Source organism: Gordonia sp. 135, assembly GCF_009720185.1.
Taxonomy (GTDB): domain Bacteria; phylum Actinomycetota; class Actinomycetes; order Mycobacteriales; family Mycobacteriaceae; genus Gordonia; species Gordonia alkanivorans.
The window spans coordinates 50629-74345 of record NZ_CP046257.1; the positions used below are offsets into that span (position 1 = coordinate 50629).

22 protein-coding genes and 2 pseudogenes are annotated in these 23717 nt (G+C 62.5%); 8 read left to right on the forward strand and 16 right to left on the reverse strand.

The features are described from left to right. Positions 1-24 precede the first annotated feature (24 nt). Complete coding sequence (locus GKZ92_RS00240) at positions 25-3135, forward strand: MMPL/RND family transporter (protein WP_419773333.1); 3111 nt, start codon at positions 25-27, stop codon at positions 3133-3135. Between the two features lie 248 nt (positions 3136-3383). Here GKZ92_RS00240 and GKZ92_RS00245 read toward each other — a convergent pair whose 3' ends face one another. Genes GKZ92_RS00245 through GKZ92_RS00290 form a run of 10 tightly spaced genes read right to left on the reverse strand, consistent with a single transcriptional unit; the run spans position 3384 to position 13448 of the window. Next, positions 3384-5027: a fatty acid--CoA ligase gene (locus tag GKZ92_RS00245; RefSeq protein WP_006357955.1), complete on the reverse strand. Its 1644-nt coding sequence runs from the start codon at positions 5025-5027 to the stop codon at positions 3384-3386. 27 nt (positions 5028-5054) lie between these two features. Beyond that, a complete protein-coding gene (locus GKZ92_RS00250; protein WP_230461844.1) occupies positions 5055-5741 on the reverse strand; it encodes a hypothetical protein in 687 nt (228 codons plus the stop codon). A gap of 49 nt (positions 5742-5790) precedes the next feature. After that, a complete protein-coding gene (locus tag GKZ92_RS00255; protein WP_075863799.1) occupies positions 5791-6723 on the reverse strand; it encodes an MlaD family protein in 933 nt (310 codons plus the stop codon). A 26-nt stretch (positions 6724-6749) separates the two neighbouring features. Next, positions 6750-7754 (reverse strand): MlaD family protein, encoded by a 1005-nt coding sequence (locus tag GKZ92_RS00260; protein WP_230461845.1) that lies wholly within the window; start codon positions 7752-7754, stop codon positions 6750-6752. A 32-nt stretch (positions 7755-7786) separates the two neighbouring features. After that, a complete protein-coding gene (locus GKZ92_RS00265; protein ID WP_042378896.1) occupies positions 7787-8833 on the reverse strand; it encodes an MlaD family protein in 1047 nt (348 codons plus the stop codon). Further along, positions 8827-9822, reverse strand: a complete 996-nt coding sequence (locus tag GKZ92_RS00270) for an MlaD family protein (protein WP_042378899.1) — start codon at positions 9820-9822, stop codon at positions 8827-8829. Before GKZ92_RS00270 ends, GKZ92_RS00265 begins: the two co-directional genes overlap by 7 nt. Further along, positions 9819-10823, reverse strand: a complete 1005-nt coding sequence (locus GKZ92_RS00275) for an MlaD family protein (protein WP_155224888.1) — start codon at positions 10821-10823, stop codon at positions 9819-9821. Before GKZ92_RS00275 ends, GKZ92_RS00270 begins: the two co-directional genes overlap by 4 nt. Further along, complete coding sequence (locus tag GKZ92_RS00280; RefSeq protein WP_040004233.1) at positions 10824-11858, reverse strand: MlaD family protein; 1035 nt, start codon at positions 11856-11858, stop codon at positions 10824-10826. A gap of 8 nt (positions 11859-11866) precedes the next feature. Continuing rightward, the gene (locus GKZ92_RS00285) at positions 11867-12730 is read right to left on the reverse strand and encodes an ABC transporter permease (protein ID WP_006359632.1); all 864 of its coding nucleotides are present in this window, start codon (positions 12728-12730) and stop codon (positions 11867-11869) included. Positions 12731-12740: 10 nt separating this feature from the next. Further along, positions 12741-13448, reverse strand: coding sequence for an MlaE family ABC transporter permease (locus tag GKZ92_RS00290; protein ID WP_006359633.1), 708 nt, complete (start codon positions 13446-13448; stop codon positions 12741-12743). Between the two features lie 403 nt (positions 13449-13851). On the opposite strand from GKZ92_RS00290, the gene GKZ92_RS00295 reads away from it, so the two are divergent. After that, positions 13852-14990 (forward strand): IS3 family transposase gene (locus tag GKZ92_RS00295; protein ID WP_085950464.1). Its coding sequence is split into 2 segments (ribosomal slippage): positions 13852-14122 and positions 14122-14990, totalling 1140 coding nucleotides; the frame shifts between segments, so codons are not numbered across the junction. 404 nt (positions 14991-15394) lie between these two features. Then, a complete protein-coding gene (locus tag GKZ92_RS00300; protein WP_075863886.1) occupies positions 15395-16273 on the forward strand; it encodes an SDR family NAD(P)-dependent oxidoreductase in 879 nt (292 codons plus the stop codon). On the opposite strand, the pseudogene GKZ92_RS23985 reads toward GKZ92_RS00300, so the two are convergent. The 3 genes and pseudogenes from GKZ92_RS23985 to GKZ92_RS00310 all read right to left on the reverse strand — a co-directional run. Next, positions 16229-16561 (reverse strand): annotated as a pseudogene (locus tag GKZ92_RS23985) (mycothiol-dependent nitroreductase Rv2466c family protein); the annotation flags it as partial. The gene GKZ92_RS00300 and the pseudogene GKZ92_RS23985 overlap by 45 nt on opposite strands. Before the next feature lie 276 nt (positions 16562-16837). Then, on the reverse strand, positions 16838-17203 hold the full coding sequence (locus GKZ92_RS00305; RefSeq protein WP_006358895.1) for a DUF302 domain-containing protein: 366 nt from the start codon (positions 17201-17203) through the stop codon (positions 16838-16840). A gap of 49 nt (positions 17204-17252) precedes the next feature. Further along, positions 17253-17972, reverse strand: coding sequence for a hypothetical protein (locus tag GKZ92_RS00310; RefSeq protein ID WP_006358896.1), 720 nt, complete (start codon positions 17970-17972; stop codon positions 17253-17255). Between the two features lie 265 nt (positions 17973-18237). Between GKZ92_RS00310 and GKZ92_RS00315 the strand changes: the two genes are divergently transcribed. After that, positions 18238-18654, forward strand: coding sequence for a hypothetical protein (locus tag GKZ92_RS00315; RefSeq protein WP_035756068.1), 417 nt, complete (start codon positions 18238-18240; stop codon positions 18652-18654). 62 nt (positions 18655-18716) lie between these two features. Here GKZ92_RS00315 and istB read toward each other — a convergent pair whose 3' ends face one another. Together istB and GKZ92_RS00325 are read right to left on the reverse strand one after the other, a co-directional pair. Beyond that, entirely contained in the window at positions 18717-19460 is a 744-nt protein-coding gene (gene istB / locus GKZ92_RS00320) for an IS21-like element helper ATPase IstB (protein ID WP_155224889.1), read from the reverse strand. Between the two features lie 6 nt (positions 19461-19466). Continuing rightward, positions 19467-19802 (reverse strand): Mu transposase domain-containing protein, encoded by a 336-nt coding sequence (locus GKZ92_RS00325; RefSeq protein ID WP_040004363.1) that lies wholly within the window; start codon positions 19800-19802, stop codon positions 19467-19469. Positions 19803-19861: 59 nt separating this feature from the next. Here GKZ92_RS00325 and GKZ92_RS00330 point away from each other — a divergent pair, with 59 nt between their 5' ends. Then, positions 19862-20179 carry a transposase gene (locus GKZ92_RS00330; RefSeq protein WP_035756199.1) on the forward strand — a complete coding sequence of 106 codons (318 nt, stop codon included), beginning with the start codon at positions 19862-19864 and terminating at the stop codon, positions 20177-20179. Positions 20180-20254: 75 nt separating this feature from the next. Here the strand turns inward: GKZ92_RS00330 and GKZ92_RS00335 are convergent. Then, a protein-coding gene (locus GKZ92_RS00335) for an IS3 family transposase (RefSeq protein WP_085948638.1) occupies positions 20255-21393 on the reverse strand; the annotation gives its coding sequence in 2 pieces (ribosomal slippage) (positions 20255-21123 and positions 21123-21393; 1140 coding nt in all). A gap of 274 nt (positions 21394-21667) precedes the next feature. Here GKZ92_RS00335 and GKZ92_RS23525 point away from each other — a divergent pair. The 3 genes and pseudogenes from GKZ92_RS23525 to GKZ92_RS23615 form a co-directional block, all read left to right on the forward strand. Continuing rightward, positions 21668-22042 (forward strand): annotated as a pseudogene (locus GKZ92_RS23525) (integrase core domain-containing protein); the annotation flags it as partial. A 96-nt stretch (positions 22043-22138) separates the two neighbouring features. After that, positions 22139-23304 (forward strand): IS3 family transposase gene (locus GKZ92_RS00340; RefSeq protein WP_085948641.1). Its coding sequence is split into 2 segments (ribosomal slippage): positions 22139-22423 and positions 22426-23304, totalling 1164 coding nucleotides; the frame shifts between segments, so codons are not numbered across the junction. A gap of 207 nt (positions 23305-23511) precedes the next feature. Beyond that, entirely contained in the window at positions 23512-23709 is a 198-nt protein-coding gene (locus tag GKZ92_RS23615; protein WP_006357305.1) for a hypothetical protein, read from the forward strand. The last annotated feature ends 8 nt before the right edge of the window (positions 23710-23717 follow it).

A 23717-nucleotide genomic window follows, 5' to 3' on the forward strand; every position in this document is an offset into this window, starting at 1 on the left:
CCTGTGGGGCGTTCCCCCAATCCAATGAGTCCGAGAGGAAATTCGTACGTGGCCAGGTCGTCGATCGTTCACAACCGTCCATCAAGGCGTTCTGCCGGCACCGGTGAATACAGCGCTCAACTGGAAAAGGTCGCCTGGTTCACGCTGCGGCGCAAGGGATTCGTGGCGTCGGTCTGGGTCGTGGTTGCGGTCGGCTTAGCGGTGCTATTCCCGCAGCTGGAGTCCGTGATCCGACAGCAGTCGGTGGACCCGATACCCGCGGGCGTACCGTCATTTCAGACGCTCGACCGGATGGGTGAGGCGTTCAATGAGAAGGGGGCCAAGACCACCGTCTTCGTCGCCATGGAGAACGACAGGGGTTTCTCGGACACCACCCGCGCCAGGTATGACGAATTGGTGACCGCACTGCGTGCGGACACGGAACACGTCATCGCAGTCCGCGACCTGCTCGGCGACCCGCTCACGGAGAGTCAGGCGCTGAGCAAAGACAAGAAGGCGTGGTATCTGCCTATCGGTGTCACCGGGACGTTGGGCGGACCGGACGCTGCCAACGCCGTGGAAGCGGTCCGTGACACCGCGAACGAAATCTTCAGTGGTACCGACACAATTGTTCGGGTGACCGGTCCACCTGCCACGTTCACCGACCAGCTCGCGGTGGGTGAGACCGATCTGGTCGTGATCACGCTCGCCACGGTGCTGTTGATCGCCGGGATCCTGCTGATCGTCTACCGATCGATCTTCACCGCTCTCATGCCGCTGCTGGTGGTCGGCATGAGCCTGGCAGTGGGCCGCGGGGTGCTCTCGGGTCTGGGCGAATTGGGCATGCCCGTGTCTCAATTCACCTCGATGTTCATGACGGTAATCATCTTCGGCGCCGGAGTCGACTACTCCGTATTCCTCATAAGCCGGTATCACGAGGGCATCCGGGCGGGCGATACCCCTGACGTGGCCATTGCGAACGCCACCGCAACGATCGGTCGCGTGGTGCTCGCGTCCGCAGCGACAGTTGCCTTTGCTTTCTTAGCGATGGCGTTCGCCAAACTCAGCGTGTTCAACACGCTCGGCCCGGCGTGCGCGATCTCTATCGCCTTCGGCTTCCTGGCAACCGTCACTTTGCTGCCCCCCGTGCTGTCGTTCGCGGCAAAGCGTGGCGCGGGTCTACCTCGTCGTGACCTCACCAGACGGTACTGGCATCGGGTGGGAACGGGGGTGATCCGGCGGCCGGTCCCGCTGCTCGCGGTGAGCCTGGTGGCACTGATCGCTCTCGGCCTCATCGCGACCACCATGACAATCACCTATGACGATCGGGAAGGTCAGCCGCCGGACACCGGAAGCAACGAGGGATACGCGCTGCTGAACCGGCACTTTCCCAAAGACACCATCATCTCCGAATTCCTTCTGGTGGAGTCGAACGAAGACATGCGCACCGGCCAGGGACTGGCCGATCTTGAACAGATGGCGTCGCGCGTCGCGCAGACGCCCGGCGTCACCCGCGTCATCGGGGTGACCCGCCCGACGGGCGAGAAGCTCGAGCAGGCTGAGTTGTCATGGCAGAACGACCAGATCGGTAGTGGTATCACCGAACAGACCGATGACGCACAGTCACGGAAGGGCGACCTGGACCTACTAAAGACCGGGTCATCACAACTCGCCGACGGTCTTGCTCTGCTGAACGAGCAGGTCACCACCAACCTCGCGCCGCTGTCGGGGTTGCTCGAGCAGGCCTCGTCGGCCGGCGAGCAGCTCAGCCAGTATCGTCCGCTCGTCGATCAGCTGGCTGCTGCGGCGCCCGCACTTGATGAATTCTCCCAACAAGCTCCCGAGCTGTCTCGAGTGGCACGACAAGCACAGTCGGCTGCCGACGCCGTCGCACCGGCGTTGAGTGCACTCGATGCTCCCTGGTGCGTCCAGATCCCGCAGTGTTCGGCCTTGCAGACACAGACCTCGGACATCCGCGCATTGGCCGACAACCAGTCCCTCGGTCGTATCGCGGACTTCGCTACCCAGCTCGGTGGAGTCGAGGGCCCGGGAACGGCGGACCTCGCGCAGTTGCAGAGCTCATTGAACGTCCTCGACTCCGCTCTGCAGACGATCAACGGCCAGGACCTCGGCAGTCGGTTGTCACAGCTCCAGACGGGCGTCCGAGCGCTCGCCGACGGGGCCCGACAGCTGTCCGGCGGTGTGAGCGCATTGGTGGACAGCAACGTACAGCTGCTGGCGGGCCTGTCTCAAGTGGCCGCCCAGCTACGCGCGCCCGCCCGGGACATCGGCAACACTGACTCGGCAACGGGGTTCTACCTACCCGCCGACGCGTTCAAGGATCAACAGTTCAGCCAAGTGGCGCGCCAGTTCATCTCGCCGGATGGCAAGACTGCTCGCTTTGTAGTGCAGACCGCCTACGATCCGTATACCGCGGATGCCATGACGTTGGCGAACAGTCTGTCGAAGGTGGCCGAGGACGCCATGCCGAACACCACGCTGCAGGGTGCGCGCGCATCTGTCGCCGGGTTCCCGGCGATCAACGCCGACATCCAACGACTTCTGGCGTACGATTTCAAGTTACTCGGATTCGGAACGATCCTGATAGTCGGCCTGATCCTAATGCTCTTACTCAGGGCGATCGTCGCACCGATCTATCTACTGGCCACTGTCGTTCTCAACTACGCAGCCGCTCTGGGCATCGGTGTCCTAGTTCTGCAACACATTTTCGGCAATGAAATTGCCTGGCCGGTCCCGCTGGTGTCTTTCATCGTTCTAGTGGCAGTGGGGGCCGACTACAACATGCTGTTGGTTTCCCGGCTCAGAGAGGAATCGGTGGCCAATATCCGGCTCGGAGTTCTACGCACCGTCGCATACACCGGCTCGGTCATCACCTCGGCCGGTTTGATCTTCGCGGCGAGCATGTTCGGACTCATGCTGGGATCGATCGACGTGATGGTGCAGATCGGCTTCATCATCGGTATCGGGTTACTCCTGGACACCTTTCTCGTCCGCACGATTGTCGTCCCTGCGCTGGCAGCATTGCTCGGTGAGGCGAGCTGGTGGCCAGGGCGGCTGCACCGCGCGGCCGTGAGCCGGGATTCCACCGAGGTAGGACCCTATGCCAGAGGACCTTTGACGACGTCTAATCGCTGATGGCGGGGTGAATCTACATCAGGCGCGCGAGGGTTGACAGGAACTCTCGGTTCCTGCTGTGAAACGGCCCCACGATCAATTGCCCATTCGCGCTAACGCTTTCGCTACACCCCGTGCTGTAATGCTCGGTCGCAGTGTGAGTCATCGCTGCGGACTGCCTGGCCTGAGCACTTCTGAGAGCATCAGCCGAGGCGGTGAACACCAGACGGCGGCGGTTCAGCGAACCGCCGCCGTCAGCGAGAATGTGTTCAGTTCGGCACGACGACGAGATCCCCGTCGGCATGTTGGGCACGCAAAGCTCTTTTGTCGAACTTGCCCACGCTGGTGCGTGGCACCTGGTCCACGAACGCCCAGTTCTTGGGAATCCACCAACGAGGGATCTCGGCGGGGCAATTCTCGAGGAACCACTGGCCGAGTTGATCGGCGGTAACGTCGCTGCCGTGCGTCCGGACGACCACGGCTAGGGCCGTCTCCTGCCATCGCTCGTGGGGGATAGCGATCACGGCAGCCTCGGCCACCTGAGGATGGCCCATTATGGTGTTCTCGAGCTCCACCGATGAGACCCACTCGCCACCGGACTTGATGACGTCCTTCGTTCGATCGGTGAGCGTCAGATAGCCGTCCGGGCTGATGTGGCCAACATCGCCAGTCCGCAGCCAGCCGTCACGGAACTTGTCGCTGTCTTCGTCCATATTATAATAGCCACCGGTGATCCACGGCCCCCTCACTTCCAGTTCCCCCACGGACCTGTCGTCACGTGGAACCGGCATACCGGCCTCGTCGGTGAGACGCATCTCGACGCCACAGATGGCACGGCCCTGACGCTTGCGATACGTCATATCGGATTCCGGTGCGACACCGGCCGGTGGTCGACTCACCGCGGCGAGTGGCGAGGTTTCCGTCATCCCCCACGCTTGGATAATCGGGACGCCGAACCTGTCCGCGAATCCCTCGATCAACGACTGCGGCACCGCCGCACCCCCGCAGGCGACCAGACTGATCGACGACAGATCCACATCGGGATGCGATGACCCAAACTGCAACAGATCGTTCCAGATGGTCGGAACGGCACCCGCTTTCGTGGGCCGATGTGTCTGAATCATGTCCGCCAGAGGCGCCGCCTGCAGGAATCGGTCGGGCAGAAGCAAGTCGGCACCCGCCATAAGGGCCGCATAGGGAAGACCCCAGGCACTGGCGTGGAACATCGGCACCACCGGCAGGACTCGGTCACCCTCCTCCACGGCGAGCGCATTGCCGGTACAGGCTGCCATCGAGTGAAGGAACATCGAACGGTGGCTGTAGACAACCCCCTTGGGGTCTCCCGTGGTTCCGCTGGTGTAGCATATAGCCGCCGCCGATCTCTCATCGGGTTCTGCCCACGGAAAGGCCGGGGACTCCGCAGCGAGCGCGTCCTCATAACGAATGATTTCGACGCCGTTGCCCTCCAGCGCCGACACCTCCCCACCGCCGGCGACGAACACGACACGTACGGTCGACAGGCCCGGCAGCACCGGTGCCAACAACGGCACCAGCGAACTATCCGTAATGATGACCCGGTCCTCAGCGTGATTCGCGATGAACGACAGTTGGGACGCAGACAACCGCAGATTCAGGGTATGCAGGACGGCACCCATGGCGGGAACCGCAGCGTACGCCTCTAGGTGCTCCTGATTGTTCCACAGCAAAGTAGCTACACGGTCATCGTCGCCCACACCGGCACGACGCAGAGCATTGGCCAGCTGACCGCAGCGTTCCTCAAGGGGCCCGTAAGTCGTGGTTCGAGCCGGTTCGGCGCCGCCGTAGGTGATCACCTGCCTTCCGGCGTGATTCGTCGCGACGTGGCGAAGGATCGACGACACCGTCAAAGGTACGTCCTGCATCGTGCTCTTCATGAATACTCCTTCTGCGGCACAGCCGCCTTATTCTGCTGGGCCATAGTCCTGGATCTGCCAGCCCCCAGCCGTTTTCGACACGACCACCTTCAACAACGTCGGCAGTTCACTCGGTTGCGGGTTCTGCACGTTCTGCGTCTTCTGGCTCGCGAAGACCATCACCGTGTACTCGCCGTCGGTTTCACCAGTGACGCTGGTGGCCAGCACGCGTCCCGACGCCTGCACCTGGGCCTGCTGCATGATCTGCGTCAGCGTCGGTCGAACCTCGTCGTAACGCTTGACGAGCGCCTCACCTGCGTTCTCCTTGACCGCCGCAAAAAAGGCGTCGGTGTTCTGATAGCTGTAGGTCAGGGACTTGGTCGTGTAATCCGAGGCGGCCTCCGCCGCCGCAGCCCGTTGCGCGGCGTCGTTTTCCAATACCGACTTCGCGTCGTCGGCCTCGAGGTAGAGGTAGGCGAACACGCCGACGAGCACAGCGAGCACCACGATCACGGCCGAAACGACCACGGCAGCACGTGATCGCGGCCATACTGACCAGCGACGCCCACTCGGCGAGGGGGAGTCGACGTCGCTGTCGTCAACCCCCGTCGCGGCTACGGAAGCGGTTTTGGCGTTCTCGTCCACCAGCAGATCGCCATCCGTCGTCGCTGCTGCCGCGCCGCCCTCGACCTCAGTGGCCTCAGTAGGCGGTCTGGTCTGCTCGTCATTTGTCATCTGGGGCCTTCTGTGTACTTGCTGGTGACAGTCGCTTGCGGACAAGCCGTCATCTTGGTGATTGCGACACGGTGATGGGGACCTCGGCGCGACCTGGTCGCGACGTCGGGAAGGTTCGGGCGAGGAGGTCGCCGATCGATCCGAAGTCGACGTATGTGTCCGCGACCTTCTCTGTCGCCGGTTTCACCGCCCGGGTGATCGTCACCAGATCAGGCTGCAGGATCTGGATATAGCCACTGAGCTTGTCCACAAGCTTCAACACGGGAGGCCACTTGTCGTACGAGGTGGTTGTGAACTCGATGAACGCCCGCTGAATTCGCGCCAATCCGTTCACGGCGTCAGGGGTACGCACAGCTGCCGTACTGAGGACGTCCCCGACATTGGACATGAGGCCGAGCAGGAACTCGGCGTTGTCCGCGGTCACCCGGACGGACCCATCTTTGCCGACGAAATCGACTAGACGGTGCATCATGTCGCCGATCATGTCGAGGTCTCCCTGCCGTCCTGCGACGGCCTCGGCGACGGTCTTGTTGATGGACTCGATCGAAGCCGGGTCGAGCCCATCTGCCACCGCAGCCATCTTCGGCAACACCTGGGGCACCGATTGCGACACGTGCACCGCCTCAGCGGGCACCACGTCTCCGTTGTCAAAGTACCCGCCGGTGGCCGTGCCCCCGGGCACGAAGTTGATGTACTGTTCCCCCGCGATCGACAGATTCAGGATCGACATCACGCTGTCCTGGGGGATCTTGTGATCGGAATCGATCGCCATCTCGACCTTAAGTGCCGAATCCACGACGTTGATGGAGGCCACCTTTCCGACGGGTATCCCCCGCACCATCACCGGCGACGTGTCCAGTAGACCGCCTGAGCTGTCGATGAAGGCGGTTAACGAGTACTCGGAGCGGGTGGGGTTGACGCGTGCCACGCCGACGACGAGGTAGCCGAGCCCTGCGACGAACACGACGGCCAAAGCCACCATCGATATGAGCGTGCTGCTGCTGCGGTTCACGGCATCATTCCGATCGATTTCAACACGGTAATGAACGATTCGGCGTCACGCCGCGCCAGGTCCCGACCATCGATGGAGATGTCCGAGAGGTTGATGTCAGGCGACCCCACGAATGGAATGAGTTTGTCGCGGATGACGCGCGTTGCCTGCTCCGTGACGGACTTCGAGTAAATGTCGGAGTTGGCGATCGACGCGATCACCGGGGCGATCGCGGCCACCGACTCCTTGATGCGTGAGTACTCCGGATCCACGATCCTGCCCGCGGCCGTAGCAAATGTACGCAAGTTGGCGATGAGTAACGCGACGTCGATCAGGGAGTAGCCGAGGCCATAGAAGTTGGTTCCGCCCTTAGCCAGCATCCGGTCGATTCCCGACGGATCAGCCAAAATCACCTTCAGAGTCCGATCAGCCGACCTCAACACCACGTCGAGCTTGTCAGTGTTCGAGGAGACCTCCGAAACGGTCTCCAGCGTTGTCCGATACAGGGCGTCGAATTCCTGCGGATCCTTGGGGAACGAGGTGTTCAATGTCGAGATCGCGGTGTGGATCTTGTCGAGTTCACCGCCGCCGAGAACATTCGCCATCCCACGCATGACGTCCTCGACATTCGCTGCCGGCTCGGTCCGTGCCAGCGGGATCACCGAACCCGACCGCAGCAAGGCACCCGTCGACGGCTCGGCTGGGGGAAGGATGGAAACGTAGATCTCACCAAGGAGAGTGTCCTGACGCAGCTCGGCTCGCGATTCGGCCGGCAGCTGAGTCTTGTTATCGATGCGAGCTTTGACGACCGCATGCCCGTTCTCGTACGTGACATTCTCGACGGTTCCGACGCTGAGCCCCTCTGAGAGGACTTTTGCGAGGGCCGGCAGATTGAGTGCGCTGGTGAACTCCATCTGGATGTCGTAGCCGTTGCCATCAGAGGTTCCTATGGTCGGCGGATTGTCAGCGTTGATCCCACACGACGTCACGAACACCATCGCTGCCATCAGTGCGATCACCATGGGTCCGAGGCGTGCCCGGTTGACTGAGATCATCAGGCCCCTCCCCCCATCATCCCGGCGATCGTCCTTGATGCATCGCCGGGCCCGCAGACGCCGTTTGCCACCGGCGCGGCGCAGCCACTGACGAGGCTTCGCAAAGGCAGCGACACTGCGAACGCCTGCACGATCGACTTGGCATCGGGGTGTTTCATGATGAGGTCTGCCGTGCGGGCTGCGACCGCTGCCACCATGTCCGGCTGCTCTCCCATGCCGGCGATGAGCGGAACGGCAGCATCACCGATCGCGAATATTGGGGGCCCGAAATCCGTTGCGAGCCGCGAGAGGATCGGTACGAACGTCCCCGCGTACTCGACTGCCGCGCCGAACGTCTGGCCGAACGCGACGATGACATTGATGGCACCCACGAAGTTGTCGAAGAGGGCGGTCACCTCTTTGTCGTTCTCGGCTGCCACCCCCGTCAGTGTTGCGAGGTTCCCGACGATCCTGCGAACCTGTCCATCCCGCTTGGCCGGGTCGTTGATGAGCGTGGCAGAGTCCTTGATGATCCCGGCCACGTCACCCTGGGTCCCTTCCAGATTGCGGGAAACGAGCTTGAGGGACTGCAGGACGGCGTCGGTGTTTCTGCCGTTGTCCTTGACCAGGTCCTCGGACAAGTCGCTGATCGAGTCGAGCGTCTGACTGATTCCCAGCGGGGTTCTCGTCTTACTCAACGGAATGCACTGATTCGTCTCGTATCGGGCTCCACCGGAGTACGGCTTGGTGAACTCGATCTGACGTTCGGTCACGATGGATGTCGACACCAGAGTCGCGCCGACGTCGGCAGACAGCGGCACGCTCTTGTCGACCCGCATGTCGATCCTCACACCGGACTGACCTTTATTCTGGTGCACCCCGACGACGCTGCCCACCTTCTTGCCGAGCATGGCGACTGCGTTGCCTTCGAAGAGGCCCGATGCATCGGTGAACTCTGCGCACAGGGCGCGCGTGTCGTCGGACGCTGTCCGGCCTATCCCGATACCAGCGATGACCACCACCACGGCGATCAGGAGCAGCAGTCTTCGGACCCAGGTGGTCAGCATTTGTCGTCACCACTCGGAATGCACACACGAACCTCTGGTTCTGTGGTGGCCGGCGCACCGACCGGCGCCTGGAGGAGGACGCCGAGGCGCTGAGTGATCTGATCGATCTGTGTCAGGGCATTGGAGTAGCCCGGCATCTCTGTCGACACCTTGTCCAGGAGCGTCTTGAACTGTTGCACGGACGGTTCGATGCCATCGCGGTACGCCACGAGCGGCCTCGTCAGGAGTTTGAACAGACGCCTGAGATAGTCGAACCCGTCGCGGACGTTCTGGATATCAGGTCCCAGCGTCCTGGCCAGGAAGCTGAGTTGACGGAGAAAGTCGACTAGCACCTGTTTTTGGTCGGCGAAAGCTTTGACGTATTCATCCGATAGAGCGACCGTTTTGTCGAGCTGACCGTACTGTCGCTCTAGGAGGTCCATCAGACTGCTGGTGTTCCTCAGTGCGTCGGGAATGTTTGTGTTGCCGTCGGAGAACGCATTCTGCAGCAGCGCCGCAGTTTGACGGAGATCGACGCCGTTCACATCACGGAACACCGGCGTCGTCGTCTCGAGCGTGTTGGAGATGTCGTAGGTACTCGATGTCTGAACAAGGGGGATGGCCCCCGACAGCGCGGTCGGTCCTGACCCTGGGTCCAGATCGAGAACTCGCCCGCCGATCGGCGTGATCAGGCGAACCGCTGCGGTAGCATCCGAACGGACTGACACCGAGTCGTCGAGTCGAAATTTGACTGTGATAACCGTTCCCGTGAGGTCCACCGACGACACCCTCCCTTGTCTTATCCCCGCTATACGCACCTGATCACCCGACTCCAGCCCGCCGGTGTTGACCAGATGGGCCGAGTACACCTTTTGACCGGGCGGTGCGATATACACGGCCCCGGCGATGACCAGACCGACCACCACGGTCACCACCACCACACCGGCGACGATGAGGTCGCGTCTGCGTTCGGGCTGGTGATGCGATCGATTTCGATTGAACAACCTCACTTACACACCACCAATCGTTGCCCCATAAGCGCAATCTGCGCTGTATCCGGCAGGGGCAGGAGACCTTTCGAACATTGCGCCTCGCTCGGCGTGGAGTTCGTCGCAGCGGTGAGCGAGTCCATAAGGGGCTTGAGCAGCACCGCACCGTTGAGTAGACCCTCTAACTCCCCGGGTTCTCGCGCCAGACGCTGATAGATCGCCGCGAAACTCTGGTCGTACGTTGACTCGAGTTGCTCGCCGGTGAGGACCGTCTTCGACATGGACCGGTTGACCTCGCGTAGCGACTCTCGCAGCCGGTCACTCACGCGGCTGAAGGCGTCGACGATCGATCCCAGCTTGTCGACGAGTTCGACCATCTCCGCCGAGCGGCCTTCGAGCTGGTCGGAGACCTGGCCGAGACTCGTCACAATATTCGTGATGATCTCAGACCGCTGGTTCCCGTAGGCGGTGATGTTGGCGATCTGCTTCAGAACAGGCGATATGCCCCTTCCATCACCTTGAGCAACGCGCAATAAATTGGACTGCAGTTCATTGATCTCGTCGGCATTAAGCGTGTCGAACACCGGCTTGAATCCGTTGAACAAGGTGGACACATCAAATGAGGGAATGGTCTTGTCGAGCGCCACCTGTGTGAGTTCCCCCTGTGTCTTCCCCTGTGCCGCACCGATCAATTCGACATATCGCTGTCCGAGAAGATTCTGATAACGCACGGCGGCGGTGGTTTTCGATGTGATCGTGATGTCGTCGTTCAGTTGGAAATGAACGACCGCCGTGGGCCCGTTCAGGTCGATCGCCGTCACATAACCGACCTTGACTCCAGCCAGCCGCACACCGTCGCGAGGTTTGAGCCCGGAGGCATCGGAGAAGACCGCTGATCGTTCAGAACTCGGTCCATCCGAGCTGGGTTGGAGGATGGCGATGATCACGTAGGTGAGAACGCCGATGACTGCGGCGAACGCGACGATCTTGATGATGGTGGGAGTTATCGACTTGAGCTTCATCTACCTCGGTCCGCCTACTGCAAGCGCGCTCTGCAGCGCAGGTGACGTCTGCACTACCAGGGCGACCTGAAGTTGTACTCGCTCGCCGACCTGCGGCGTGGCCTTGTCGATGCTGTCCAGGATCTGCGGGATGGTGTAAACGGTCCGCGCGAGCCCCGAGGCCGATCTGGCGACTGGCCTCGCCAGATCGAGGCCGACGTCCAGTAGTGAACTCAACGCCGGGTAGTTTTTGTTCAACAGTCCTCCGAGTGCGCCGAACAGGACCTCGCCGGTGTCGTTGAGGTTGCCCTTGGTCTGTTTGATGGCCTCGTCGGTGGCGAAGAAGTCAGCGATGTCGACGTTTATGAGGATGCCCGGAATGAACGGCTTCATGAAGTCGGCAACACCCTCGGACACGTCTGCCGCGATCGCCAAATCCTGGCCCACTGGCCGCTGTTGAACGTCCCGAGTGAGCTGTGCGATCTGGAACATGAGTTTGCCGGCGTCGGCAAACGTTTGGGAATCGTCGACGACAAACTTCACCACAGAATTGAACGCCGGCTGATCGAGAGCATTGACCAGCTTGGAAAGTTTTCGAATCAGGGTCGAGACCGACGTTTGTTCGGACTGCTGCTTGCTCACATAGACACTGCCGCCATCACGGATGAGCGCTCCCTGCCCGGGGTCGACAATATCCAGTGCCGTCGGCCCCAGCGCGCTGGCGGACGTGTAATTCACCGCCAAGCCCTGACGCAACCGGATGTCGTCGTTCGCTCCGGTGAGCTCAATTTTCACAGACGTGCTTTGGTCGCGCACCGACACCGAGGACACCTTGCCCACCGTGAGGCCCCGATACTTCACCTCCGATCCGCCCTTCAACCCGTCACCAATCGCGTCGGTGGTGATCGTCACTGTCTTGTTATCTTCAAATTTTCCGGTTGCGTTTGACACCAGAAAATAGGCCGCAACCACCACTACGACGAGGACCCCAATCCCACGCAGTGTCAAATTTGTTATTGAGGGCGCGCGCCCTGACGGATCTTTATAAACAGCCACTTCAACCCCTAGCCCGAAATCCTGACGCCCGAATCGAAGCCCCACATCAGCAGGGTCAAGATCATGTCCTCCACAACAATGACGATGAGACTGCTGCGGATCGCTCGACCAGACGCGCGGCCGACGCCTTCTGCTCCACCGGTGGCGTAGAAACCCTGGTAGCTGTGGATGATGACGACCGAAACTACGAAAATCAGGACCTTGATGACTGAGAACGCCAGATCCTGCGGTTTGAGGAACGCATTGAAATAGAAGTCGTAGGTGCCACCTGACTGGCCGTGTAGCAGGATGACGACCAGCTTGGCCGCGGCGAAACTTAGTATCAGCGTCACGATGTAGAGCGGGATGATGGTGGTGATCGCTGCGACCACGCGTGTGCTGACGACGTATGGAATCGGCCGCACCGCCATCGATTCGAGTGCGTCGATCTCTTCGGCGATGCGCATCGAACCGATCTCCGCAGTGAGGCGACAGCCGGCCTGGGCCGCAAAGCCGATCGCAGCGATCATCGGTGCCAACTCCCGAGTGTTGGCGTATGACGAGATGAACCCGGTAAGAGACCCCATCCCCACCAGGTCCAGCGAGGCGTAACCCTGGATGCCGATAGATGCCCCGACAGCCATTCCGAGAATGACCAGCACGACTGCGGTACCCCCGCCGACCAGAACAGCGCCTCGTCCCCAGGCAAACTCCTGTATGTACAAGAGCGTCTGTCGTCGATAGGTGGTCGCGACGTGACGAATTCCTGCGACGGTGTCGATGATGAACGTGGTGATGTGCCCGAGTTGTGCGGGGACTTCGGCGAGGGGCGTCACAGAACGCACGATCGGACGAGTGACCGAAGTGAAACGGGTGGATGGTACTGCGGTCACGTGTTCTCCGTCATCCGATGGTCTGCGGGACGAACATGATTGTCAGCTGGGTGATGACCACGTTGATGACGAAGCACGCCACCACCCCCAGGACCACGGTGGCGTTGACAGATTGGGCCACACCCTTCGGGCCGCCTTTCGTGGACAGACCCCGGTGACATGCGATCGCCACGACCACGAGACCGAACACCAATGACTTGATCAGTGCCACCAGGATGTCCGCCGACGAGGCGAACGAGGCGAACGAGGCGACGTAACTTCCGGGCGTGATGCCCTGGACGTTGACGCTCAGGATGTAGCCGGCCACGAGACCGGTAAACACGATCAGCATGCACAACATTGGAGCGACGATGAGAACCGCAACGAACCGCGGTGCGACGACTCGACGGGTCGGGTTGAGTCCAAGAGTTTCCATGGCATCGATTTCTTCACGGACGGTGCGTGCGCCGAGGTCAGAGGCGATGGCTGACCCTGCCGCACCACCGAGCAGAAGGGCTGTGACGATCGGTGCCCCCTGCTGAATGATCCCGAGTCCACCAGCGGCGCCGGCGATGGACGTGGCCCCGACCTGCTGGGTCAGACTTCCGACCTGCACCGAGACGATAACGCCGAACGGAATCGCCACCAGGATCGCCGGCAACGTCGTGACGGTGATGACGAACCAGGTCTGTACAACGACCTCCCGGAAAGGAAACCGTCCGGTGACAATGTCGTGCACGGCCCACCGTAATGCCTGGCCGGCGAGGGCAATCGTGTTTCCGAAGGTCGCAAGACTGTCTGTCGCACGACCAGCAAGTTCCGTAGCGATACTGATTCTCCTTCACCTTGCTGAACAGCCCTCCGCGATGGGTGTTCGCACAGTACCAGGTACTTGCAGTACCCCATTCGCGGTTTGGATACTTCTGCCCGAATTGACCAGCCGGCACGACGGAACACCGGCCCTGTTGACCCTCGATGACGTGTCCGGCCCGTCCCTATGTGCGGCAGTGGCTCTGCGGGGCTCGCAGGTCTGCTCCGAGTTCGTTATTTCGGTTGACGACCTGAGGTGGGCCCTTCGTAGTGGTCCAGTTGTTGTGCGACTCTGTTGCCCGAGTGTTTGGGCAGGAAGAATCGACGACGACATGGCAGGTAGCAAGCGCCGGCGGCATACGCCGGATCAGATCATCCGCAAGCTGGCCGAGGGCAACAAGCTCCTCGGGACCGGGCAGGAGTTGGCTGAGGTGTGCCGGCATCTGGAGGTCACAGAGTCGACCTGGCATCGCTGGGTGGCCCAGTACGGGGGCATGAAGGCCAATGACGTCAAACGCCTCAAAGAACTCGAAGCTGAGAACGCTCGGCTCAAGAAGTTGGTCGCCAACCAGGCCCTCGATATCGACATGCTCAAGGAGATTTCGTCGGGAAACTTCTGACCCCGAACCGCAAGCGCAGCGCCGTGACGATGCTGCGTGAGCGGTTCGGGGTATCTGAGCGGCGAGCATGTGCTGTGGTGGGCATCCACCGCTCCACGATGCGACTGCACCCAGCGCCGATCACCGCGGAGGAAGCCGAGCTGCGGTCCTGGCTACGTGGGTTTTCCACCGACCGGCCCCGCTGGGGCTGGCGACGCGCCGCGATCGCCGCGCGCAAAGCGGGCTTCACGGTCAACAACAAACGCATCCGCCGCCTGTGGCGTGAGGAGGGGCTGCGAGTTCCCCAGCGCCGCAGGAAGAAACGGCTCACCGGAATCGGGACCGCGGTTGGGGCGATGTGCCCAATCCGGCCGAACGTGATCTGGGCGATGGACTTCCAATTCGACACCACCGCCGACGGCCGAACCATCAAAATGCTCAACGTGATCGACGAGTTCACCCGCGAAGCCCTGGTGATCCACGTCGACCGCGTCATCAACGCCGATGGCGTGGTTGACGTTCTCGACCGCCTGGCCCTGATACATGGTCCACCGTGCTACGTGCGGTTCGACAACGGACCGGAATTCGTCGCTCACGCCGTCAACGACTGGTGCCGATTCAACGGCACCGGATCACTATTCATCGACCCCGGCTCCCCGTGGCAGAACGCCTGGATCGAATCGTTCAACGGCCGCCTGCGCGACGAGCTGCTCAACTCCTGGCGCTTTGACTCCCTGCGCGAAGCCCGGGTCATCATCGAAGACTGGAGGATCGACTACAACGCCAACCGACCCCATTCGGCCCACCACGGACTCACCCCCGCCGAGTTCGCCCTACAGTGGACCACGACCCACCAACCTCAAGCCGCATAGCGACTGGACCATCGAATGGGTCCCCCTCAGACCGGGCTGACCTAAAGCATCGGATGCACGCGTGTTCGTACGAGCAGCGCGTAACGTAAGGTCGCTCGCCGGTTCTGAGTTCGACTTTTCAGGTCCCCTCGTTGCAAGCTGGGACCTGTGGCCACAGCGGTCCACGTTTACATTCTTTGATCGCCAGCGCTCGCCTGACGTACAGAGATCGACACGTTGTTCCGTTAGGCGATGTAATCGCCTGCAGCACAACTTTGTTCGGGGAAAAGATGCGGAATCGGTTCCGGCTGCGCTGGATTCGCTGGTGAAGCCAGCGGCAGCGATCGCGCCGACAGACAGCGTTTGCACCCCAGCGGACGGCCGGGCACTGGTGCTGCGGGGCCTCGTGATCTACGGTTCCACCCATGGTGACAGTAGCCGTGAAATACGTGCCAGCCCGAGTCGCGCATACTGCTTTACAACGACCACGCACGCCGGTCGAGCTCGTCAACACACTTCGCACCAGATCGCCGGCTAAACGGCTACAAAACTTGACCGTCCTCGTCACTGGCTCGTCGTCGGGCATCGGTGCTGCGGCAGCTGAAGAGTTCGCCCGTCGTGGAGCCCACGTCCTGACGGTGGCGCGTCGTGCCGACAGCCTCGACGAACTCGTCACGCGTATCCGGGCCGAGGGCGGCTATGCCGACACCTGTCCGGGGGATCTCTCCGATACCGACGACACAGCTCGCTTGATCCAGTACGTGCTCGATAAATACGGCTGCCCGGACATCGTCGTGAACAACGCCGGGCGGTCGATTCGCCGCGAGGTCCTCGACTCGACTGATCGGCTACACGATTATCAGCGCACCATGGCGGTCAACTACTTCGGTCCCGTGCAACTGACGTTAGGGTTCCTACCTGCCATGAAGGAGCGCGGCAGCGGTCACTTCATCAACGTGTCCACCTGGGGTATCCCGATGGGCGCCATGCCAAAGTTCTCGGCATACGCGGGATCGAAGGCCGCGATTACCGCTTTCGGACGCAGCATAGCGTCGGAGTTGCGCGGCACAGGGGTCTCTGTGACGACAGTCTTTTTCCCGCTCGTCCGGACACCGATGATCGAGCCCACCGACGAATACCACCACACTCCCGCGCTCACTGCGGCTGAAGCTGCGGCCTGGCTTGTGCACGCGGCTGTCTACCGCGATCTGGAGGTCATGCCGCGAGTGGCACGGCTTCTCCGACAAGTCGGCGCGGCATCATCGAGAATCGCGGACGGGCTTGTAGAACGCAATGCGCCCTGACGTGTATGCCCCAGATAGTGGCCCCGGCGAGTTGATCAACTTGCTCGGGGGTCGATATGCGTGGACACGGGATAGCTGACTCATTCGGTGCGATCCACCGGAGCCGCCGAGACCGTCTTGGCTTTCCCGGTGAGCGACGCACACTGCGCTGACGTAGGTGGAGTCGTGGAGATTGTCGGCGAGCTGGGGATCGAGGCCGCTTTCGGAGAGCGCGTCGGCCACCATTGCTGTGGTGACGTCGGCGCTCTGGTGGTGCACACGCTGCCCCGGGGCGGTGCAGAGCGGTCCGAGTGCCTGTCGCCGGTCCTGTCATGTGCAGCGGCCAGGACACAACCCAGCCTGCGAGAGACCGCTATGTGGTGCTGTTGCTGGTGCTCAGGAACATCTGCGCCCTCGTTGAGCACTGCCAAACTCATTTGCCGCCAATCAATCTCGATGTCGGCGCCGCGCGGCGTTGAGCAGCCACCGTGAGGCGGCCAAGGCGAACGGGCATGCCGGGTCAAGATGGAATGTCCCTGCGCTCATAGGTACTCGTTGCGGTCGCGGACTGTTGGACGTGTTTACTCACGTGGAGGCTATGGCTTCCAATGCCGCGATAGCGGCCGAGAGTTTGGCTGACGCGTCGGTGGCCACCGGTGCAAGTTCGGCTTCCCCGGAGACCTCGACCATCAGGTCGGGATTCATCGCTTCGACGATCGAGTTTGATCGATTGGTGGCGTCGGTGCGGACCACGACATTGCAGGGCAACAGCAGACCGATCTGCCGATTGACTCCCAGAGCGCGATGGGCCAAAGGTGGATTACAAGCCTCCAGGATCAGGTAATTTTCCATGTCCACATCGAGCTTTGTTCTCAGGGTGTCTTTGACGTTGATCTCGGTGAGGATCGATCCGACCCACAGCCGGCCACGCCGGCGGCGAGGACCGCGCACGCCGCGATCACCGCAGTGCGCGTCGTGGCTCGGCCGCCCCGCACGCGGGTCACCGCTGCGCCTCGTCGGGTGCGGGCAGATAGGCCGCGTCCGCGTGGCGGCTGGGGTGGGCGTACGGCGCCCGGACCGCGATCCGGGAACGCCCACCGTGGACGATGTCCGGGCGGTCAGCGACGCACGGTGCCGGGGTGCTGCGGCCCAGGACGCCGGGGTGGTGTTCGTGGCCAGCGGACCAGACGTCGTCGCCGGGTGCCGGTTCGATGGTCCAGGCGGTGACGCGGCCTTCGCCGCTGGTGCGGTACTTGCCGATATCGGTGACCTCGGCGAGCAGCTCGGTGATCTTCCCGGGGTCGCCGACCGCGCGCCACGTCGCGGTCGCAGTGATCGTCGCGGCGGCGGGGATCAGGCGTTTGCGGTAGTGCCCGCGGGCGTCTGAGACCGTGGAGGGTACCGAGGGTGAGAGGCGTTGCAGATCAGCGTGATCCGTACGGCTGGACCGCATACGTGGTTCGGGATATGGAGTGGTGGGGACGGTGTGGGCGAAGGTGCACATCCAGTGCCACGGCTGCCCGGCCTCGCAGCGCGCCAGCGGTAGCTCCAGGTCTTCGGGCACCGCGAGGGGGTCGTAGGTGAGGACCTCGCCGCGGGCGGCGGCCGCGGCTTTGTGGCGGTGCCAGAGCACCGAGGCCAGCAGCCCGTCGAGGCTGATGCCCCACGGGGTGCCGAAGCACACCCCGTGCGGCAGTTCGGCAGTTACTCTCAGCGGCATCTTCACGCTCTGACCCCTGGCGGTCACGTGCTGAGGTGCTGCACACAGCGAGCGGGCAGACGGTTGGCGAAGTGCAACCCCGCCCCGAGGGCGTTGCGGTCAATACGAATCCAAGTCCACACCCGCCCAGAATGCCAACGCCCGCCGGGTCAGTCGAGCACAGCACGAGCTGACCGGCCTCATCGTCGACCTACAGGCCCAAATCAGCGCCCAGATAGACTCCCCACAGCATACTGGATATGTCTCTTTGCGAGGGGTTACGAGAGTGATTGCGGTCGATACCCAGATCCAAGAGGTATGGAACCCAGAAACCAGAACACTCGCCACCGAGGCGTGGCAGTGCTACAACAGCGGCGCCGTACGCGCGAGCATCACCATCACGTGGACAGCCGTGACCACCGATCTCATCGCCAAGATCGGGTCCCTGGCAGACGACGGCGACAGAGACGCCATCGACCTTCGAGAGGAAATTGAAAAGGCTCAGGACCACGGCCTAACCCCCCAGGGCACCAGCGCAATGCAGAGGATCGAGAACAAGCTACTCGATAGCGCTCAACTCCTAGAACTGATCGACAGCGTGGATAAACGTGCGCTGGAACGCATCCGCGAAGACCGAAACCTGTGCGTGCACCCATCGCTTCGCGGTCTCGATGCGCCATTGTCAACGGCGGCTGAAAACTGACCCTTTATCGACGGTTGAATTTTGACCCCCTTGTGGTGTGGTTACTGGTCGGTGTTGACGAGTTATCGTCGGGTTTTGGTGCGGTAGGAGTCGCCGTCGATGGTGATGACCTCGGCGTGGTGGACGAGTCGGTCGATGAGCGCGGCGGCCACAACGTCGTCGGCGAAGACTTCGCCCCAGCGACCGAAGGGCATGTTCGAGGTGATCAGCACCGAACCTTGTTCGTAGCGGCTGGCGATGAGTTGGAAGAACAGGTTCGCGGTGTCTGAGTCGAACGGCAGGTAGCCGATTTCGTCGATGATGAGCAGTCGGTAGCGGCGGAGCCGTTTGAGTTCGTGGGCTAGGCGACCGGTGGCGTGTGCTTCGGTGAGGCGGGTGGCCCATCCGGTGGCGGTGTCAAAGAGTACCGGGTAGGCGTTGTGGGCAGCTTTGATGCCGAGCGCGATGGCGAGATGGGTTTTGCCTACTCCTGGTGGTCCGAGCAGGATGACGTTGTCGCTCTTGGCGATCCAGGTGCTGGTGGCCAGGTGGGCGATCACGTCACGACGCAGGCCGGGGACGTGGTCGAAGGTGAAGTCCTCAAGGGTTTTGATCGCCGGGAACCGGGCGCCACTGATCCGTAGAGCGGTGCCGTTGGCTTCGCGTTCACTGACTTGACGATCGAGGATCGCGGAAAGGTATTGCTCGTGGGTCCAGTTCTCGGCGCGTGCCCGCTCAGCCAGCTCGGCCCAGCAGCGGCGGATGGTGGGCATCTTCAACGCCCGTGCGGCGAACTCGATATGTTTGCCGATCGAATTGTCAGACATGGTGTTTCATCCTTCAGTGATAGTGGATGCGGTGGGTGTGAGTCCGCCTGGTGGCGGGGTGGCGAAGTGCACCCCGAACAGGTCGTCGTAGTCGGGTAGCGCTCTGATGGGCACCTCGTGGCCGTCGGGGTGGGTGCGTACGCGCGCGGCATTGCGGGCCCGGTTCTGCAGCTGTTGGTTGCGGTAGTCGCGGCGCAATTCTTTAGCCGCCCGCACGTGCTGTGCGTCGGCGATGGTGACGTGGTTGGCCCAGCTGCGGTCATGGTCGGCGACGGTGACCTCGCCGCACGCGATCCGCACCCGGTGTAGATCGGCGGTGATGTCGACAAACCGGCCGATCACTGAGGGGTGAACCGCCCCGGGTCTGTCGGAGGCTCTCGAACCTGTGAAGGATGGAGAGCATGGCAGCACCACGCAAGTACAGTGAGGAACTCAAGGACCGGGCCACCCGGATGGCATGTGAAGCGCGACGAGATCCCGATTCGTCGAGAGGTGCGATCAAGCGGATCGCCGATCAGCTCGGAGTCCATCCCGAGGCGTTGCGCAATTGGGTTCGTCAGGCCGAGATCGACGGCGCGGTCCGCCCGGGCACCACGAGTGAGGACGCTGACCGCATCGCGGCGTTGGAGCGGGAGAACCGTGAACTGCGGCGAGCGAACACGATCTTGAAGCAGGCTTCGGCTTTCTTTGCGGCGGAGATCGACCGCCCACAGCGCTGATCGTGGAGTTCGTCGCGGCTCACCGCGATGAACACGGAGTCGATCCTGAGGGGGACCCATTCGATGGTCCAGTCGCTATGCGGCTTGAGGTTGGTGGGTCGTGGTCCACTGTAGGGCGAACTCGGCGGGGGTGAGTCCGTGGTGGGCCGAATGGGGTCGGTTGGCGTTGTAGTCGATCCTCCAGTCTTCGATGATGACCCGGGCTTCGCGCAGGGAGTCAAAGCGCCAGGAGTTGAGCAGCTCGTCGCGCAGGCGGCCGTTGAACGATTCGATCCAGGCGTTCTGCCACGGGGAGCCGGGGTCGATGAATAGTGATCCGGTGCCGTTGAATCGGCACCAGTCGTTGACGGCGTGAGCGACGAATTCCGGTCCGTTGTCGAACCGCACGTAGCACGGTGGACCATGTATCAGGGCCAGGCGGTCGAGAACGTCAACCACGCCATCGGCGTTGATGACGCGGTCGACGTGGATCGCCAGGGCTTCGCGGGTGAACTCGTCGATCACGTTGAGCATTTTGATGGTTCGGCCGTCGGCGGTGGTGTCGAATTGGAAGTCCATCGCCCAGATCACGTTCGGCCGGATTGGGCACATCGCCCCAACCGCGGTCCCGATTCCGGTGAGCCGTTTCTTCCTGCGGCGCTGGGGAACTCGCAGCCCCTCCTCGCGCCACAGGCGGCGGATGCGTTTGTTGTTGACCGTGAAGCCCGCTTTGCGCGCGGCGATCGCGGCGCGTCGCCAGCCCCAGCGGGGCCGGTCGGTGGAAAACCCACGTAGCCAGGACCGCAGCTCGGCTTCCTCCGCGGTGATCGGCGCTGGGTGCAGTCGCATCGTGGAGCGGTGGATGCCCACCACAGCACATGCTCGCCGCTCAGATACCCCGAACCGCTCACGCAGCATCGTCACGGCGCTGCGCTTGCGGTTCGGGGTCAGAAGTTTCCCGACGAAATCTCCTTGAGCATGTCGATATCGAGGGCCTGGTTGGCGACCAACTTCTTGAGCCGAGCGTTCTCAGCTTCGAGTTCTTTGAGGCGTTTGACGTCATTGGCCTTCATGCCCCCGTACTGGGCCACCCAGCGATGCCAGGTCGACTCTGTGACCTCCAGATGCCGGCACACCTCAGCCAACTCCTGCCCGGTCCCGAGGAGCTTGTTGCCCTCGGCCAGCTTGCGGATGATCTGATCCGGCGTATGCCGCCGGCGCTTGCTACCTGCCATGTCGTCGTCGATTCTTCCTGCCCAAACACTCGGGCAACAGAGTCGCACAACAACTGGACCACTACGAAGGGCCCACCTCAATCCTGATCTGTGCGGCATTGCGCGGGATGTAGGTCAGGTCCGCCACCCACAACGCGTTCGGTGCCGCCGCGGTGAACTGACGGTTGACCCGGTCAGCCGGCCGGGGTGTTTCAGCTCCCTCGCTGCGCGTGGTCTTGCGTGTCTTGAGTCTCGCTATCCCTGGGCACGGTCGCGTGCCGGCCACGACGTGGCCGGGCTGATCCACCACTCCGACCGCGGAGTGCAATACCGAGCCATCCGCTACACCGAACGACTGGCCGAAGCCGAAGCGGTGACATCTGTTGGCTCCAAAGGGGATTCATACGACAACGCGATGGCTGAGGCGTTCAACTCGCTGTTCAAAGCCGAATGCATCCGTAACCCCGTGATGCGCCCGCGAGGCGGCTGGGCAGGTGTGGGCGAGGTCGAGATCGCCGTCGCTGAGTACGTCGAATGGTTCAACCACCGCCGCCTGCACGGCGAGATCGGACACGTCCCACCCGTCGAGTACGAGAGCGCCTACTGGTCGACCCACACCGTCACCAGCTACCGTGAGAACCCGGTCCCCGCAAACGCTGGAACCAACTAACCGAGCCTCCAGCAAACCCGGGGGGGGGGGCTGGTGCACGAGTAGGTGACATCTGATCTGGCTTGCCCTGCCGGGCGGCCTGGAAGGATGCCAGCTGTGCCCAAGCCCTATCCCCAGGAGTTCCGCGACGACGTTGTCCGCGTCGCCCAGAACCGTGAAGACGGTGTGACTCTCGAACAGATCGCTGCCGACTTCGGTATCCACCCGATGACCCTGAACAAGTGGATCCGCAAGGCCGACGTGGAGGCCGGGATCAAGCCCGGCACCACGTCGGCCGAATCGCGTGAGCTGCGCGAGGCCAAGCGGCGTGTGCGCCTGCTTGAACAGGAGAACGAGGTCTTACGCCGGGCGGCGGCGTACCTGTCCCAAGCGAATCTGCCGGGAAAAGGTGGTACCCGCTCGTGAGTGAGCTGGCCGCTGACGGCATCCCCGTCACGGTGGCGTGTCGGGTACTCAAGATCGCTCGCCAGCCCTACTACCGGTGGCGCAAGAACCCGATCACCGACGCCGAGCTCGCCGAGGCGTACCGGGCCAACGCCCTGTTCGACGCCCACCGCGAAGACCCGGAGTTCGGCTACCGCTACCTCGCCGACGAGGCCGAAGCCGCAGGCGAGAAGATGTGCCGGCGGACGGCGTGGCGGATCTGCTCCGCCGGCGGCTGGACCAGCACCATCAGCAAGAGAGGCCGCGGCAAGCACCGCAAGGCCGGCCCGCCTGTACACGACGATCTCGTCAAGAGAGACTTCACCGCGCCCGGCCCCAACGAGCTGTGGCTGACCGACATCACCGAGCACTGGACGGCCGAGGGCAAGCTGTACCTGTGCGCGATCAAGGACGTCTACTCGGGCCGGATCGTCGGGTACTCGATCGACTCGAGAATGAAGTCCCGCCTGGCCGTGGCCGCCCTGAACAGCGCTGTCGCCAGGCGAGGGGACGTGGCCGGCTGCGTTCTGCACAGCGATAGAGGGTCTCAATTTCGTTCGAAGAAGATGCAGAAGGCCATCACCCGGCACGGCATGCTCGGGTCGATGGGCAGGGTCGGTGCGTGTGGTGACAACGCGGCGATGGAGAGCTTCTTCTCGCTGCTACAGAACAACGTCCTCGACCGTCGATCCTGGGCCACCAGAGACGAGCTCCGGGCCGCCATCGTGCACTGGATCGAACGGACCTACCACCGCCGCAGACGACAGGACCGCCTCGGCAGATTGACCCCCATTGAATTCGAGACCATCATCAACCACGAGGCCCCTCAGGCCGCGTGACTAACCCTGTCACCTATCCGTGCACCAGGCCCGGGCGATTCAGGTGATCGCGCAGGGGATTGGGTGGTCGAGGTCGTTGACGGTCCTCAAGGATCGGGTGCGGGTGATTCGCCTGGAGTTCCGTGGGGTGGATCCCGCTGACCGGGTGGTCTATCAGCCCGGAGGGTGCTCGCAATGGGATCTGTGTGCGATCCCGAATGCAGGGGCATGGTCGAACGCAACAACCGGTTCTCCGAGACCTCGTTTCTGCCGGGCCGCCATTTCGCCTCGCCAGCCGACTTCACCGCCCAGTTCGATCGTTGGCTGGCCAATTCCGCCAACACCCGGGTGGTGCGCTCAATTGGTGATCGACACCCCTGTGACGTCACGGCTGAAGCCGCCACCGACCACGCCTTCCCGATCTGACCACGCCG

Bases quoted from the DNA above. Each gene is read 5' to 3' on its own strand.
- GKZ92_RS00240 (WP_419773333.1), top strand. From the start codon at position 25: ATGAGTCCGAGAGGAAATTCGTACGTGGCCAGGTCGTCGATCGTTCAC.
- GKZ92_RS00245 (WP_006357955.1), bottom strand. From the start codon at position 5,027: ATGAAGAGCACGATGCAGGACGTACCTTTGACGGTGTCGTCGATCCTT.
- GKZ92_RS00250 (WP_230461844.1), bottom strand. From the start codon at position 5,741: ATGACAAATGACGAGCAGACCAGACCGCCTACTGAGGCCACTGAGGTC.
- GKZ92_RS00255 (WP_075863799.1), bottom strand. From the start codon at position 6,723: ATGGTGGCTTTGGCCGTCGTGTTCGTCGCAGGGCTCGGCTACCTCGTC.
- GKZ92_RS00260 (WP_230461845.1), bottom strand. From the start codon at position 7,754: ATGGTGATCGCACTGATGGCAGCGATGGTGTTCGTGACGTCGTGTGGG.
- GKZ92_RS00265 (WP_042378896.1), bottom strand. From the start codon at position 8,833: ATGCTGACCACCTGGGTCCGAAGACTGCTGCTCCTGATCGCCGTGGTG.
- GKZ92_RS00275 (WP_155224888.1), bottom strand. From the start codon at position 10,823: ATGAAGCTCAAGTCGATAACTCCCACCATCATCAAGATCGTCGCGTTC.
- GKZ92_RS00300 (WP_075863886.1), top strand. From the start codon at position 15,395: ATGGTGACAGTAGCCGTGAAATACGTGCCAGCCCGAGTCGCGCATACT.
- GKZ92_RS00310 (WP_006358896.1), bottom strand. From the start codon at position 17,972: ATGCCGCTGAGAGTAACTGCCGAACTGCCGCACGGGGTGTGCTTCGGC.
- istB (WP_155224889.1), bottom strand. From the start codon at position 19,460: ATGTCTGACAATTCGATCGGCAAACATATCGAGTTCGCCGCACGGGCG.
- GKZ92_RS00330 (WP_035756199.1), top strand. From the start codon at position 19,862: ATGGCAGCACCACGCAAGTACAGTGAGGAACTCAAGGACCGGGCCACC.
- GKZ92_RS23615 (WP_006357305.1), top strand. From the start codon at position 23,512: ATGGTCGAACGCAACAACCGGTTCTCCGAGACCTCGTTTCTGCCGGGC.